The 14,819-nt window shown below is 68.2% G+C and carries 16 protein-coding genes; 9 read left to right on the top strand and 7 right to left on the bottom strand.

Going from position 1 to position 14,819, the window contains the following annotated elements; translation table 11 throughout:
- Positions 1-19 precede the first annotated feature (19 nt).
- Positions 20-751, bottom strand: a complete 732-nt coding sequence (locus tag GH2_RS07235; protein WP_244885328.1) for a copper-binding protein — start codon at positions 749-751, stop codon at positions 20-22.
- 231 nt (positions 752-982) lie between these two features.
- Here GH2_RS07235 and GH2_RS07230 point away from each other — a divergent pair, with 231 nt between their 5' ends.
- The 6 genes from GH2_RS07230 (at position 983) to GH2_RS07205 (ending at position 6,598) form a co-directional block, all read left to right on the top strand.
- Positions 983-1,471, top strand: coding sequence for a CarD family transcriptional regulator (locus GH2_RS07230; RefSeq protein WP_062394013.1), 489 nt, complete (start codon positions 983-985; stop codon positions 1,469-1,471).
- Positions 1,472-1,491: 20 nt separating this feature from the next.
- Positions 1,492-2,169: a 2-C-methyl-D-erythritol 4-phosphate cytidylyltransferase gene (gene ispD / locus GH2_RS07225; RefSeq protein ID WP_084247355.1), complete on the top strand. Its 678-nt coding sequence runs from the start codon at positions 1,492-1,494 to the stop codon at positions 2,167-2,169.
- Between the two features lie 12 nt (positions 2,170-2,181).
- Positions 2,182-2,646: a 2-C-methyl-D-erythritol 2,4-cyclodiphosphate synthase gene (ispF, locus tag GH2_RS07220; RefSeq protein WP_066165507.1), complete on the top strand. Its 465-nt coding sequence runs from the start codon at positions 2,182-2,184 to the stop codon at positions 2,644-2,646.
- A gap of 11 nt (positions 2,647-2,657) precedes the next feature.
- Positions 2,658-4,055: a cysteine--tRNA ligase gene (gene cysS, locus GH2_RS07215; RefSeq protein ID WP_066165098.1), complete on the top strand. Its 1,398-nt coding sequence runs from the start codon at positions 2,658-2,660 to the stop codon at positions 4,053-4,055.
- Complete coding sequence (gene rlmB, locus GH2_RS07210; protein WP_066165095.1) at positions 4,055-5,008, top strand: 23S rRNA (guanosine(2251)-2'-O)-methyltransferase RlmB; 954 nt, start codon at positions 4,055-4,057, stop codon at positions 5,006-5,008. The genes cysS and rlmB overlap by 1 nt, the downstream gene beginning before the upstream one ends.
- 153 nt (positions 5,009-5,161) lie before the next feature.
- Complete coding sequence (locus tag GH2_RS07205; protein ID WP_084247354.1) at positions 5,162-6,598, top strand: phosphatase PAP2 family protein; 1,437 nt, start codon at positions 5,162-5,164, stop codon at positions 6,596-6,598.
- On the opposite strand, the gene rarD is transcribed toward GH2_RS07205, so the two are convergent.
- Both rarD and GH2_RS07195 read right to left on the bottom strand, forming a co-directional pair.
- Positions 6,558-7,490 carry an EamA family transporter RarD gene (gene rarD / locus GH2_RS07200; protein WP_066165092.1) on the bottom strand — a complete coding sequence of 311 codons (933 nt, stop codon included), beginning with the start codon at positions 7,488-7,490 and terminating at the stop codon, positions 6,558-6,560. The genes GH2_RS07205 and rarD overlap by 41 nt on opposite strands.
- Positions 7,487-8,242 (bottom strand): 5-oxoprolinase subunit PxpA, encoded by a 756-nt coding sequence (locus GH2_RS07195; protein ID WP_066165089.1) that lies wholly within the window; start codon positions 8,240-8,242, stop codon positions 7,487-7,489. Before GH2_RS07195 ends, rarD begins: the two co-directional genes overlap by 4 nt.
- 32 nt (positions 8,243-8,274) lie before the next feature.
- Here GH2_RS07195 and GH2_RS07190 point away from each other — a divergent pair, with 32 nt between their 5' ends.
- Complete coding sequence (locus GH2_RS07190) at positions 8,275-9,828, top strand: carboxylesterase/lipase family protein (protein WP_066165086.1); 1,554 nt, start codon at positions 8,275-8,277, stop codon at positions 9,826-9,828.
- A gap of 11 nt (positions 9,829-9,839) precedes the next feature.
- Complete coding sequence (locus tag GH2_RS07185) at positions 9,840-10,337, top strand: DUF2599 domain-containing protein (protein WP_066165083.1); 498 nt, start codon at positions 9,840-9,842, stop codon at positions 10,335-10,337.
- 52 nt (positions 10,338-10,389) lie between these two features.
- On the opposite strand, the gene GH2_RS07180 is transcribed toward GH2_RS07185, so the two are convergent.
- Positions 10,390-11,376, bottom strand: a complete 987-nt coding sequence (locus GH2_RS07180) for an NAD(P)H-dependent flavin oxidoreductase (RefSeq protein ID WP_066165078.1) — start codon at positions 11,374-11,376, stop codon at positions 10,390-10,392.
- 65 nt (positions 11,377-11,441) lie between these two features.
- Here GH2_RS07180 and GH2_RS07175 point away from each other — a divergent pair, with 65 nt between their 5' ends.
- On the top strand, positions 11,442-12,065 hold the full coding sequence (locus GH2_RS07175; protein ID WP_066165075.1) for a TetR/AcrR family transcriptional regulator: 624 nt from the start codon (positions 11,442-11,444) through the stop codon (positions 12,063-12,065).
- A 101-nt stretch (positions 12,066-12,166) separates the two neighbouring features.
- On the opposite strand, the gene GH2_RS07170 is transcribed toward GH2_RS07175, so the two are convergent.
- From GH2_RS07170 to GH2_RS07160, 3 genes are read right to left on the bottom strand one after another with little or no spacing between them, the layout of a single operon-like run.
- The gene (locus GH2_RS07170) at positions 12,167-13,030 is read right to left on the bottom strand and encodes a metal ABC transporter permease (protein ID WP_066165072.1); all 864 of its coding nucleotides are present in this window, start codon (positions 13,028-13,030) and stop codon (positions 12,167-12,169) included.
- Positions 13,027-13,857 (bottom strand): metal ABC transporter ATP-binding protein, encoded by an 831-nt coding sequence (locus GH2_RS07165; RefSeq protein WP_066165069.1) that lies wholly within the window; start codon positions 13,855-13,857, stop codon positions 13,027-13,029. Before GH2_RS07165 ends, GH2_RS07170 begins: the two co-directional genes overlap by 4 nt.
- A complete protein-coding gene (locus tag GH2_RS07160; protein ID WP_066165066.1) occupies positions 13,854-14,753 on the bottom strand; it encodes a metal ABC transporter solute-binding protein, Zn/Mn family in 900 nt (299 codons plus the stop codon). Before GH2_RS07160 ends, GH2_RS07165 begins: the two co-directional genes overlap by 4 nt.
- Positions 14,754-14,819 lie beyond the last annotated feature (66 nt).

The raw sequence follows: 14,819 nt of genomic DNA, 5'->3' as shown, positions 1-14,819 counted from the left end.
AGCTCAGCAGGGTGCGGCGTCACTCGCCCTGGGCGTCGCGGACCACGTCCTGGCGATCGGGCAGCGTGCCGCCGTCGACCGGGGTGTCGATGGTGGTCGAGACCTTGTCGAGCTGCTTGCCCGAGAGGTCGTAGACCGAGAAGTTGAAGGTCAGCGGGGTCGTCACACCGGCGGCGACGGTGGTGCCGGTGTTGCTCAACTCGACGTCCAGGCGCGGCACCTCGGTCTTGTCGTCGGCACCGGTGATCGCTCCGGCGGGCTCGCCTGCCTGCACCGCGGCGGTCGGCTGCAGCTTGGCGGGATCGTCGACCGTCGAGGTCGACGGCGGCGTGATCTTCACCGAGCCGGTCTTGGCGGTGATGCTGTCGAGCCGGACGATCCGACTCGGCGAGTCGTTCGCGGCGAGGAACGCGACCTTGAAGGGGCCGCCGTCGCCGAAGATCTGATCGGCCCTCTCGTCCGGGTACAGGATGTGAACGTTGCGGATCGCGATCGAGCCGTTCTCGATCTCGTCGCCGTTCACATCACTGGTACCGAGGCTGATGGTTCCTGCGGCACCGGGGACTGCGGGGGCCTGATTCGCGGTCTGCGAGATCTTGCCCGCGCCGCAGGCCGTGGTGCCGAGAGCGATGGCGATGCCGAATGCGCCGACAGCAACTGTCGAGGCCAGACGTCGGGTGGACCGATTGAGCACTGACACCATTTCCTCCGGGTGATCGTCGCGGTTGTCCACCGATGCGGGGGACTTCACTACGCAGCGTAGTGGGGAGGCGTCGGAAAAGTTCTTCCGGGTCGCCGAAACGTCTCGATGATCGTAGCGCCGCGACCGCTCGGATCCGGCGGCAATCGCAGGTCCAGTGCCGACCGAACCAGGCGCCTATACCACCCTTCACCTGCTTGCGTATAGGTTGACCTGCACCGTTGGTCAAGGTCCCCGGTCGATGCGTGTTAGACTGATTACATTCGAAAGGGGCAGTGGACATTGAATTTCAAAGTTGGCGACACGGTTGTTTATCCCCATCACGGTGCGGCTCACGTCGAAGACATCGTCGTCCGGACCATCAAGGGAGAAGAGGTCGAGTACCTCGTTCTGAAGGTTGCCGACGGTGACATGACGGTTCAGATTCCGTCGAGCAAGCTCGAGTACGTCGGCGTCCGCGACGTCGTCGGTGAGGAAGGTCTGGACCAGGTCTTTCAGGTTCTCCGAGCCCCGCATACCGAAGAGCCGACCAACTGGGCCCGCCGTTTCAAGGCCAACCAGGAGAAGCTCATCTCGGGCGACATCATCAAGGTCGCCGAGATCGTTCGCGACCTGTGGCGTCGCGAGCAGGATCGCGGGCTCTCGGCGGGCGAGAAGCGAATGCTGACCCGTGCCCGTCGCGTCCTGGTGGACGAGCTCTCGCTGGCTCAGCACACCGATGACGAGAAGGCTGACAGCATGCTCGACGAGATCCTGGCCGAAGCGTCCTGACAGACAACCGTCGCGGCCGGGTGGCCGCGTTGATTCTTGCAGCGGGGATGGGCACTCGTCTCGGCGAGGCCGTCCCGAAGGCCTTCGTCGATGTCGGCGGTGCCACGTTGCTCGAACTCAGCGCGGACGCCGTCCGCCACTCGGGATCGGTGGATCGGATCGTGGTCGCCGCACCCGCCGAGCTCCTCGGCCAAGCGGCTGCACTCGTTCCCGACGCCGTCGTCGTCGCGGGAGGCGCCGAGCGCAGCGACTCGGTTCGGGCAGGTCTCGCGGCAGCGCCCGACGCCGATTATTTTCTCGTTCACGACGCCGCCCGCGCGCTCACGCCGCCCGCGCTCTTCACCTCCGTGGTGCAGACGCTGGCGGGCGGGGCGCGCGCCGTCGTTCCCGGGGTGCCGGTGACCGACACTCTCAAACGGGTCGACGCCGACGGGCGGGTCCTCGACACTCCGGACCGGAGCCCGCTCCGTGCGGTGCAGACCCCGCAGGGCTTCACCGCCGCGGTGCTGCGGCAGGCCCACGATGGCGGGGGCGACGCGACCGACGACGCCGGGCTGGTGGAAGCGCTCGGGATCGGCGTTCAGGTGGTGCCGGGCGATGCGATGGCGTTCAAGGTGACCACGCAGTTCGATCTCGCCTTGGCCAGAATGATCCGGATGCAGACCCGCGAAGACCAGACCAGAGAACAGGAGCGCTGACCCGACGTGGACATGCGAGTGGGTATCGGCACCGACGTGCACCCGATCGAACCGGGCCGTGACTGCTGGATGGTCGGCCTGCTCTTCGACGACGCCGACGGCTGCTCCGGGCACTCGGACGGCGACGTGGGCGCGCACGCGCTGTGCGACGCACTGTTGTCAGCGGCGGGGCTCGGCGACGTCGGCGCGGTCTTCGGCGTCGGCCGTCCCGAATGGGATGGGGTCACCGGCGCCGCGATGCTCACGCACGTGCGGGAACTACTCGACGCCGAAGGCTTCGCGCCGGTCAACGCCGCGGTGCAGATCGTCGGCAACCGACCCAAGATCGGGCCGCGTCGCGCCGAGGCGCAGCAGCGGCTGTCGGAGCTTCTCGGGGCGCCGGTGTCGGTGTCCGGGACCACCAGCGACGGACTGGGGCTGACCGGTCGCGGTGAGGGGATCGCGGCGGTGGCCACAGCGCTGCTCACCCTGAAGTAGAATGGCAGGCCGTGACTCTACGCCTGTTTGACTCGGCCACCCGCGAGGTACGCGACTTCGTTCCCCTTCGACCCGGAACGGCTTCGGTGTACCTGTGTGGTGCGACGGTGCAGGGAGTTCCCCACATCGGCCACGTCCGCAGCGGCATCGCCTTCGACGTGCTCCGTCGGTGGCTCGCCTACCGCGGTCTCGACGTCCTCTTCGTGCGCAACGTGACCGACATCGACGACAAGATCCTGCGCAAGGCCGCCGACGCGGACCGGCCGTGGTGGGAGTGGGCCGCGACCCACGAGCGTGAGTTCACCCAGGCCTACGACGCCCTCGGGGTGCTGCCGCCCTCCGCCGAGCCGCGCGCCACCGGGTTCATCACCCAGATGGTGACCTACATGGAGCGACTCATCGACCGTGGTCACGCGTATGCCGCGGACGGCAACGTCTACTTCGACGTCCGCAGTCTTCCCGAGTACGGCTCACTGTCCGGGCACAAGCTCGAGGACGTCCACCAGGGCGAGAGTGCGGGCACCGGGAAGCGCGACCCGCTCGACTTCACGCTCTGGAAGGCCGCCAAGCCGGGTGAGCCGTCGTGGCCCACTCCGTGGGGCGTCGGACGTCCCGGCTGGCATCTGGAGTGCTCGGCGATGGCCACCTCGCTGCTTGGCGCCGAGTTCGACATCCACTGCGGAGGCATGGACCTGATCTTCCCGCACCACGAGAACGAGATCGCCCAGAGCCACGGTGCGGGCGACGGTTTCGCTCAGTACTGGCTGCACAACGGCTGGGTGACGATGAGCGGCGAGAAGATGAGCAAATCGCTCGGCAACGTCGTTTCGATTCCGGTGATGCTGCAGCAGGTGCGACCGGTCGAACTGCGTTATTACCTCGGGAGCGCGCATTACCGTTCGATGCTCGAGTACTCGGATAAGGCACTGCATGAGGCCGCGGCCGGATACCGGCGGATCGAATCGTTCGTGCACCGCGTCGTCGACCGGGCCGGTGACGTACCGGTCGGTGAGGTGACCGACGAGTTCGCCGCCGCACTCGACGATGACCTCGGCGTGCCCGCTGCGCTCGCCGCCGTCCACAACGCCGTCCGCGAGGGCAACACCGCGCTGGAAGCCGGTGACGGAGAGCGTGCCCGAGCGATCGCCGGGCAGATCCGCGCGATGACCGCGGTGCTCGGCACCGATCCGCTGGATCCGCAGTGGTCGAGCACCTCCGGAGCCGACGACGACGCTCATGCTGCGCTCGATGTCTTGATCAAGGCAGAATTGGACCGGAGGGCACAGGCGCGGGCCGCAAAGGACTGGGCGGTGGCCGACGAAGTCCGCGATCGCCTGGCACGCGCAGGCATCGAAGTCACCGACACTCCCGACGGCGCCACTTGGGCGCTCAACTCGAAGGAAGACTGATGGCGGGGAACTCGCAGCGCCGCGGCGCAACACGCAAGACCGGCAGCAAGAAGGGCCAGACGGTCGGGTCCGGCGGTCAGCGTCGTCGCGGTCTGGAAGGTCGCGGCGCCACACCGAAGGCCGTCGACCGGGAGTACCACCCGGCCCACAAGAAGGCCAAGGCTGCGGCCAAGGTCGCCGGTCGTCGTACCCACCGCAAGTCGGAGGACGGCGGCCCCGAGCACGTCGTCGGCCGCAACCCCGTCGTGGAGTGCCTGCGCGCCGAGGTGCCCGCGACCGCGCTCTACGTGATGGGCACCATCGACGCCGACGAGCGCGTCAAGGAAGCTGTGCAGACCGCCGGTGATCGTGGCATCTCCATTCTGGAGGTGAGCCGCGCCGAACTGGACCGGATGTCGCCCAACGGACTCCACCAGGGACTGGCCCTGCAGGTGCCCGAATACCAGTACGCGCACCCCGACGACCTGATGGCCGACGCGCGGGCCAGTGCCCAGGCTCCGCTGCTGGTGGCCCTCGACAACATCACCGATCCCCGCAACCTCGGCGCCGTGATTCGCTCCGTCGCGGCGTTCGGTGGACACGGCGTGGTGATCCCGCAGCGACGCAGCGCTGGAATGACGGCGGTCGCGTGGCGCACCAGCGCGGGCGCCGCGGCACGACTTCCGGTCGCCACCGCACCGAACCTCAACCGCACGCTCGTCGACTGGGCCAAGACGGGTGCGCAGATCGTCGGTCTGGATGCCGGCGGCGACGTCTCGCTCGACGAGTACGACGGCACCGGTCCCGTGGTGATCGTCGTCGGGTCCGAGGGCAAGGGGCTCTCGCGACTGGTGCGCGAGAACTGCGACTCGATCCTGTCGATTCCGATCGCCAGCAGTGTTGAGAGCCTCAACGCGTCGGTCGCTGCTGGCGTGGTGCTCGCCGAATTCGCTCGGCAGCGTCGGATCGGCTGACCTGCGGCGGGACCCTGTTGTCCGGTACCGGACGGGTGAAATTTCGCCAATCCGGCAAACTATCGCATGTAGGTTGCTGATCGTCGAGCAAATGAATGACGATTGCATCACCCAGTGCTTGCTGTTCAGTAGTTGTTCATTAACGTGTACTGAATGTTCACTGGGGATTCCGTGCGGTCGGTGTCGGCGCAGCTGCGCTCGGGTCGGCGCGTCGAGGTCTCCGGCGCCCTGTGGGCACTGGTGGTCGGCGTGCTCGTCACCTTTGCCCTCGCCATCGAGATCGTCGCCCGGGTCAACCACATCCGGGGTCCGCTGAGTCTGCTCGCGACGGACCTTGTGGGCCGTCCGGAGATCGGTGAGATCAAGGTCGCCGGCCTGCTGCTGGCGCTGGTCTGTCTGCCCTCGCGTTTGCGATTGCCGGTGCTCGGCGTCGCGGTGGCGGTGGAGACGGTATGGAATCTGCAGCGCCTGGCGGTCGGGCACGAGGTGACCGTCGGCAACGGGATCCTGCTGGTCCTGGCGGGAGTCCTCGGTTTCGCCGCGTGGCGGCTGCGGGGAGCCGAGCGTGCCGCCGCAGTGAAGGCTGCCGGACTCGGACTGCTGCTCATCGTGATGGGCCGTGTCGGCGACGTGTGGCTGGTGCTGTCCAGCCGCGCCAATCCGACTGTCTTCGACGAGTACGTCGAGCTGGCCGACCGCGCCCTCGGCAGTCCGTCGTGGATGGTCGGTTCGCTTGTCTCACAGACGCAGTGGCTCACCGAAGTGCTCAGCAAGGTGTACGTTTACCTGCCGGTCGCCGCCGCGGTGATCGCCTTCTTCCAACTTCGCCACAGCGCGCGCGACGGCTTTCCTCGACACCACATCGTCCGGACGTTCCTGCTGATCGGCATTATCGGCCCGGTGGTCTACTTTCTGTTTCCGGTGGTGGGCCCCACCTATGCGTTCGGGCACGAACTCGCGAATGCCGGGTGGCAGGACGTCTGGCCGCTGCACCTGCCGATCATCGGCGAGCCCACGGCACTGTTCTACGACGAGAGCATTGCCCGCAACTGCATGCCGAGCCTGCACACGGCGTGGGCGATGTGCATCTTCCTGCACGGCTGGCGCGGACCGCTGCCGTCGAAGATCTTCGGCACGGCCTGGCTGATCGGGACCACCGGGGCCACGCTGGGCTTCGGTTTCCACTATGCGATCGACGTCCTCGCGGGCGCGATCTTCACCCTCACCCTCGAAGCCGCGCTGACGCGTCCGGAACTGGGGTGGACCCGGCATCGTGCCGGTGTGATCGCCGTCGGTGCGGTGACGTTCACCGGGATCCTGGTCTCGACGCGCTATCTGGCCGTCGAGATGGCGACGAGCGGTGTGGTCGGTGGGTTCTTGCTGATCACGGCGGTCCTGATGGTGGCGGCGGCGTTCCTGACGATCGAGTTGCATCCGGGCGCCGAGGGCGTCGTCGAGCATCCGACGCCCGAGGCCGGCGCGCTGCAGAAACAGGTGGTGGATGCGGCGCAGACGGTGCGCACCTGGCTGATGCAGACGGCGGCGTCGATCAGCCGCGAATGGAAGAAGACCGAGTCGACCAAGCCTTGAGCACGCTGTCGGTGGCCAGGAGGAGCAGGGCGATCCACACGATGCCGAAGCCGATCCAGCGTTCGCGCGGCAGATGCTCGTCGAGGACCAGCACCGCGCACAGCAACTGCATGATCGGCGTGATGAACTGGATCAGTCCCACGGTGACGAGCGGGATGCGCCGCGCTGCGGCTGCGAAGAGCAGCAGCGGAATCGCCGTCGCGACCCCGGAGAGCACCAGCAGTCCGCTGTGGGTCACGCCGTTGCCGAACGTGGCGCCCGCGGTGCTGAATGCGACGATCACCAGGATGATCGCCGCGGCGGGGCCGAGGATCGCGGTCTCGAGCGAGAGGCTGTGCAGCGCGGGCAGCGTGTCGCCCACCTTCTTCTTCACCAAGCCGTACAGCGCGAACGAGAACGCCAGGATCAGTGCCGTCGTCGGAAAGGTCCCCGCGGCGAATGCGAGGTAGGCACCGGCGACCACGCCGACGGTGACCGCCGCCCACTGCAGCGGGCGGAGCCGTTCGCGCAGCACCAGCACACCGAGGGCGACGGTCGTGAGGGGATTGAGAAAGTAGCCGAGCGCCGCGTCGCTGGTGTGCCCCGAGGTCACCGCGGCCACGTAGACCACCCAGTTGATCGCGATGAACACGGCGGCCGCGGTCACGCCCGCCAGCAGTCGTGGCTGCTGCCGCAGCGGCAGGATCCACCGCCAGTCGCGCAGCACTGCGAGGACGATCGCGCAGAGCAGCAGGGTCCACAGGATCCGGTGGGCGAGGATCTCCCACGGTCCCGACGGGCGCAGCGCGTCGAAGAAGATCGGGAACAGCCCCCACAGGGCGTAGGCGCCGAAACCTGCGGCGATTCCGCGGGCGTTCTCCGAGGGAACCTTCGCCGTCGTGCCTGCCGTCATCGAGCGCGCACGTCGACGGACGCGGCGGCCAGCGCCGCGCGGACGCGGCGGGCATGCTCCACTGCTCCGGGCGTGTCCCCGTGCAGGCACACCGAGTCGGCGGCGACGTCGAGCACCGTGCCGTCGACGGCGACGATCTGACCGGTCTGCACAAACCGGACCACCCGCTGAGCCACGTGCTCGGGGTCGATCAGCACCGCACCCGGTTCGGTGCGCGGCACCAGCGTCCCCTCGGGGGTGTAGCCGCGGTCGGCGAAGGCCTCGGTGATGACCGATATTCCCGCGGCGCCGGCCTGCCGCTGCGCCTCCGATCCGGGAAGGCACATGAGCGGCAGCGCCGCAGTCCGGGCGGCGTCGACCACCGCGCGCGCCTGCTCCCGGTGATGGACCACCGTGTTGTACAGCGCCCCGTGCGGCTTCACGAAGTCGACGGTGCCGCCGACGGATTCGGCGAGCGATCGCAGCGCGCCGATCTGGTACAGCACATCGGCGACGAGGTCGTCGTGCGCGATGTCCATGAAGCGTCGACCGAAGCCCTCCAGATCCGGGTACGAGACCTGCGCGCCGATCCGCACGCCCGCGGCGACAGCGTCCCGGCAAGTCCGGAGGAGGACGCTCGGGGTGCCCGCGTGGAATCCGCACGCGATGTTGGCGCTCGTCACCAGGGTGAGCATGGCGGCGTCGTCGCCGACGCCTTCACCGAGATCGGCGTTGAGATCGATGGAACGGGAAGTGGGGGCCACGTCGTTCATGGTAATGACCGTTTCCCGATACGCTCGAGTCCATGGCAGGAATGGAAACTGTGATCCAGACGCACGACGGCGCCGTCGAAGGCAAACGCGGGCGGCTCGGTCGCCGCGGCACCGTCGCCTGGCTCGGCATCCCGTTCGCGGAGCCACCGGTGCGGCAGTACCGGTGGCGCGCACCGCGGCCGGTGATCCCGTGGCCGGGCGTCCGGGAGTGCTTCGACTACGGCAACGCGCCCATCCAGGAGAAGCTGTTCACCGCGCGCGGCGCCGGCACGTTTCAGCCGCGCAGCGAGGACTGCCTGACGTTGAACGTCTTCGCGCCCTCGACCACGTCGGTGACCCCGCGACCGGTGATGGTGTACTTCTACGGCGGCGCCTACATTCTCGGCGGCACGTCGACGCCGATCTACGACGGCTCGTACCTCGCGCGCTCGCGCGACGTGATCGTGGTGACGGTCAACTACCGCGTCGGGCCGCTCGGCTTCCTGGACTTCAGCGACTATTCGACGCCCGAGCGGCAGTTCGACAGCAACCTCGCCCTGCGCGACATGATCGCGGGTCTGGAGTGGGTGCAGCGCAACATCGCCGAGTTCGGCGGCGACCGCGATCGCGTGACGATCTTCGGCGAGAGTGCCGGCGGCGCGGCGATCCTGACGCTCCTGTCGACGCCTGCGGCGGAAGGACTGTTCGCGCGCGCCATCTCGCAGAGCCCCGCCCCGGATCTGGTCGTGACCAAGGAGAATGCGCAGATCTTCGCCGACGAGTTCGTGCGGCTGCTCAAAGATCCGACGCGGCGTAAAGGCGCTGAGCGCGACGAGCCGCCGCTCGATCCGGCCGAGGTGGCGCGCGTGGTCGGCGATGCGACGGCGGCGGAACTGCTCGCGACCGGCAACAAGCTGCTGGGTTTCACGCGCGCTGCGAAGCTGAGCGATCCCATCCCGTTCGCGCCGGTCGTCGACGGGGATTTTCTACCGCTGCGCCCCGTCGACGCCGCGCGTGCGGGACAGACGCTGCCGGTGCCGCTGATCATCGGCAACAACAAGGACGAGGGCGAGCTCTTCGCGCGGTTCTGGGACATCCTGCCGGATTCCACGCAGGCGCTGATCGGCGTCGACGACCCGGAGGTGTTCGAACAGCTGGAGCGGCTGTATCCGGGGAAGCGCGATCATGTGCGACTCGCCGCCGACGCGACCTTCCAGGCGCCGACGACCCTGTTCGCGGCGTACCACGGCGCGCACGCGCCGACCTACGTCTACCGGTACGACTATGCGCCGAAGGTGTTGGAGGCCAGTGGAATCGGTGCCACGCATGCGACCGAGCTGTTCGCGGTGTTCGGCATCTATCGCGACCCGATCGGCGCCGGACTGGCCGCCGCAGGCAGTTGGGGCGCCACCAAGCGCATCACCGCGACCATGCAGTCGCGCTGGAGCTGGTTCGCGCGCACCGGCACGCCGTCGCCCGACTGGCCCGAGTACACGGTCGACGACCGTCGCGTGATGATCCTCGACGATCCGCCGCGCGTGGAGCGCGATCCGGACGGTGAGCGCCGCGCGGCCTGGGAGCGCGTCCACCGCGAGGTGACCGGGTGACGCGACGGGTGATGGCTGCGGCCGCCTGCTGTGCGGCCGTACTCACCCTGGTCGGCTGTTCCGGCGACGGCGAGTCGTCCGGCATCACCGACTACGTCCCGGCGCCGAGTTCGACGACGGCGACGTCGACGACGGCGCCGTCCACCACGTCATCCGCAGCGTCGACGGAGACGACGGCGGCGTCGTCGACCCCGGTCCTCCCGCCGCCGTACATCGCGTCGGCGACGTGGGTTCAGACGGAGGTGGGGCCGAGCCTGCAGATCGCGCCGACCCGCAACGGTCGCAACGTCTCGTCGCCCACCGCGGGCGACGAGGCCTGGACCGAGGTCCTGAAACTCGACCCGTCCGCTGACGCCCCGGGGATGAAGGAACAGTTCCAGTGCCACTGGACCTTCGCCCGCCTGGTGCAGCCCGACAAGCCGACGTGGAACCTCGAACCCGACCGCCCCGTGGTGAGCCCCGACGAGATGATCTCTACCCGCTGCAACCCGGGCTTCGCGGAGGAGTGATGGCCGGTTCGGGGTCGACGACTTTAGTCCGTACTTCGTGACCACATACTGGTCACGAAGTACGGACTAAGGCGCCGACCCGCTCGAGCAGGCCCTCGCGTGCTGCGTGGTACTCGGCGGCGAGGCGGTCGACGGTCTCGGCGACCGTGCCGCGTGAGGCGACCGAGCCGATGCCCTGACCGGAACCCCAGACGTCGCGCCACGCCTTGACCTCACCGAGCCCGCCGCTCAGCGGGTTGGGGCCGGACGTGGGCTTCGGGAGGTTCGCCGGGTCGAGGCCGTGCACCTCGATGCTCTTGCGCAGATAGTTGCCGTGCACGCCGGTGAAGGTGCTGCTGTAGATGATGTCGTCGGCCCGCGAGTCGACCACCATGTCCTTGTAACCGTCGACGACGTTGGCCTCGTCGGTCGCGAGGAACGCAGAACCGACGTAGGCGAAGTCGGCGCCTGCGGCCAGCGCCGCCAGAATCGAGCGACCGTGGGCGATCGCGCCCGACAGGAGCAACGGGCCGTCGAACCACTCCCGGATCTCCTGAACCAGGGCGAACGGCGAGAGCGTGCCCGCGTGCCCGCCTGCACCGGCGGCGACGGCGATCAAGCCATCGGCGCCGCGCTCGACGGCCTTGCGCGCGAACTCGTCGTTGATGATGTCGTGGAGGACGATGCCGCCGTACGAGTGCACGGCCTCGTTCACGTCGGGGCGGGCGCCGAGTGAGGTGATGACGATCGGCACCCGATGCTCGACGATCGTCGCGAGGTCCTCGTCGAGACGGGCATTGGACCGATGGACGATCTGGTTGACGGCGAACGGGGCGACGATCGCGTCGGGGTTGGCGGCGGCGTAAGCGGCGTTCGACTCGGTGATCTCGTCGAGCCAATCCGACAGCTGGGAGGCCGGTCGGGCGTTGAGCGCGGGGAACGAACCGATGACACCGGCCTGGCACTGAGCGCTCACCAGGGCGGGGCCCGACGCGATGAACATCGGCGACGCGACGACGGGGACGGTGAGCGGGGTCTGCAGAATCTCTGGTAGCGACATGTTTCGAACGATACAGTCAGATATGACTGTTTGGGAAGAGTCTTGTGATGTGACGATGGTGGAGAATGATTCACGTGGAACGGAAACAGCAGGACCGCGCAGCGCAGACGCGCGACATGATCCTCGAGGCCGCGTCGAAGGTGTTGTTTGAAGAGGGCTATTCGGCGGCGACGACGCTGCACATCCAGCAGGTCGCGGGCGTCTCGCGAGGCCGGTTGCTGCACCACTTTCCCTCGCGTGAGGTGCTGCTGACGGCGGCGGTTCACCACCTCGCCGAGGTCCGAATCGCCGAGTTGACGGCCGGCGTCACCATCCCCGACGACGTCGACGAGCGGATCCGATTCGCGGTCGCCGCCATGTGGGAGATCACCGGGCAGTCGTGCTTCTGGGCGTCGATGGAACTGTGGATGGGGGCGCGGACCGCGAATCCGGAACTGCGCGAGGCGCTGTCGCGCGTGGAGCCGGCGATGCTCGGGATTCTTCGCGATCGGGCCGACGAACTCTTCGGCGAGCGGATCGTGGCGCGACCCGACTATGTGCGGACCCGCGAAGTGATGATCACGTCGATGCGCGGCGCTCGGCTCGCCTACACGTTCCATCCGCGCGACCCGCACACCGATCCGGCGCTGGCTCACTGGGAGGCGATGTTCTCCGCGCTTCTCGAAGTCTCCGGTCGGGTCGACGCGTAGCCTGCGACTCCAGCGTCGTCACCCACTCAGTTGCTCGTCACCTCCTCAGCTGAGGGGGTGACGAGCGATCGAGGAGGTGACGACGCCGTGGGGGAGGGCGGTCAGTCCCGCGCGCGCATTCCGATGAGCCGGCAGACGACGTAGATCGCGAACGAGATCGTCGTGACCAGCACCGAGATCGGGAGTTCGGGGGCCAACGAGAGGATCAGGCCGCCGACGGCGGCGACCTCGGCGAACACGACCGAGAGGATCAGCACCGTCGTCGGATTCGCCGACAGGCGCACGGCCGACGCGGCAGGGGTGATCAGCAGGCTCATCACCAGCAGTGCGCCGATGATCTGCACGCCCTGTGCGGCTGCGAGGCCCACCAGAATCGCGAAGACGATCGACAGCGTTCGCACCGAGACGCCCGACGCCGCGGCGACGCGCGGGTCCAGGCTGGAGAACATCAGTGGCCGATAGATCAGTGCGAGGACCGCCACGATCACCACGGCCGTGACCGCGACGGCGACCAAGTCCTCATTGTCGACGCTGCTGGCCTGCCCCGTCAGCAGGGCGAAGCCGGTCCCGACCCGCCCGTTGAGGCTGAGGAACAGGACGCCGAGACCGAGGCCGAAGGCCATCACGACGCCGATCACCGAGTCGCGCTCGCGGGCGCGTCGTCCCAGCACGCCGAACACGGCGGCGGCGATCACGGCACCGATCACACCACCGAGGTTCACGCTGAATCCGGCGAGCAACGCCGCCGAGGCGCCGGTGAACGAAAGCTCTGCCGCACCGTGAACGGCGAAGCTCATCTGGCGAGCGACGATCATCGGACCCAGCAGCCCGCCGATCAGCCCGAGCAACGCGATCGCGATCAACGACTGCTGCACGAACCCGCGCGACAGGAGTTCACCGGTCTGCGAGAAATTCCAGAACTGCCCGAGGTCGGCGGCGAGAATCGTCGTCGACGCCGCGCTCACAGATCCTCTCCCGCGACGGCGAAGCCGACATCGGTGCCCAGCACGTCGCCCGGATAGGCGTGTGTACTGCAGTGGTGATCGTCTTCGCCGCCGACGACGACGAGCCGACCGCCGATCCGCAAAACCTCGACGGGACTGCCGTACAGCGTGCTGAGGGTGCGCGAGTTCATCACCTCGTCGACGGTGCCGATACGGAACGACCCGCCCGCGAGGTAGAGCACACGATCGACGAACGGTAGGACCGGATTCAACTCATGCGTCACGAACAGGATCGACGTGTCGTCGCGGCGACGCCGGGTGTCGAGGAGGTCGACCACCACCTGCTGGCTCGCGAGGTCGAGGCTGGCGAGCGGTTCGTCGCACAAGAGCACCGCAGGGTCGCGGGTCAGGGCCTGCGCGATGCGCAGTCGCTGCTGCTCACCGCCCGAGAGCAGTCCGACGGGACGGTTCGCGAACGCCTCGGCTCCCACCTGCTCGATGGCCTTGTCGACCGCGGCACGGCGCCGTGCCATCCCCCGGAGACCGAAGCCCCACCGGCCGCCGTCGACGCCGAACCCGACCAAGTCGCGGCCGCGCAGCATCATGGTGTCCGAGTCCTCCGCGTGCTGCTGCGGAACGTATCCGACGGTGCCGCCCGCGGTGATGGCACCGGCGCTCAGCTCGGTCTGTCCGAGGATCGCGCGCAGCAGTGAGGTCTTGCCGGAACCGTTCGGGCCGAGCACGGCGACGAACTCGCCGGGCTCGATGTCGAGGTCCAGTCCCTGCCACAGGACGCGGTCGCCGAATCGGAGCCCGGCGTCGCGGAACGCCAGGGATGGACGGCTCACGAGTCCAGGGCCTTCGCGAGCGCGTCGATCTGGGCGCGTTGCCAGGTGATGTAATCGGTGACGCCTGCGGGCAGAGTCTCGGTCAACTGCACCACCGGGATCTTGCTCTGACCGGCGATCTTCAGGACCGCCTCGGTGCTGGCGTCGACAGCCTGAACATTGTAGATGAGCGCCTCGACCTTGTGCGCGGTGAGCAGGTCGTCGAACGTCGCGCGGTCGGCCGCGGACGGCGACTGCCCCTCTTCGACTGCGTTGACGAACCCGGTCGGTGCGGAGTCGACCAGACCTGCGTCGGTCAGCAGTGCGACCGCGAGCGGTTCGGTGGAGGCGACCTTGGTGCCGTCGTGCTTGGACTTGATCTCGGTCAGCGACGCGCGAAGTTCGTCGATCTGTGCGGTGAACTTCTCGGCGTTGGCGCGGTAGTAGCTCTCGTTCACCGGTGCGATCTCAGCGAGTTTGTCGGCGATCGCCTGCGCGGTCTCCGAGACGGCGACGAGGTCGTAGAAGACGTGCTCGTTGCCGCGGGAGGGGTCGGAGCGGACGTCGGTGGCAGCGACCTGCGCGCCCTTGGCGCCCTCGGCAGCCTGGGCCATGTACTCGTCGTAGTGGCCGCCGTTCATGACGATGAGATTGGCGTCCTGTACCCGCGCGGTGTCGGCGCTCGACGCCTCGAACTCGTGCGGATCGCCGTCGGGGGACTGGTACAGCGCACTGACCTCGGCGTGCTCGCCGCCGATGGCCGAGGCGACCGCAGCCCACACATCCGTCGACGCGACGACGACCGGCTTGTCGGTCGCGGCTGGGCCGTCACTGCCGCTGCACGCGGTCGCGGCAACGGCGGTGAGGAGCGCCAGAAGCGCAAGGAGTGCGCGGCGCGCGGCCCTGGTTGTGGTCATGCGGTGAGCCCCCTTCAAGGGATGCGAAATAGGGATAATGAAAACCGTTCCCGGCAAGTGTATTAC

It is taken from the genome of Gordonia hydrophobica NBRC 16057 (assembly GCF_001592365.1).
Lineage (GTDB): Bacteria > Actinomycetota > Actinomycetes > Mycobacteriales > Mycobacteriaceae > Gordonia > Gordonia hydrophobica.
This window is presented reverse-complemented; position numbering and strand designations above follow the sequence as displayed.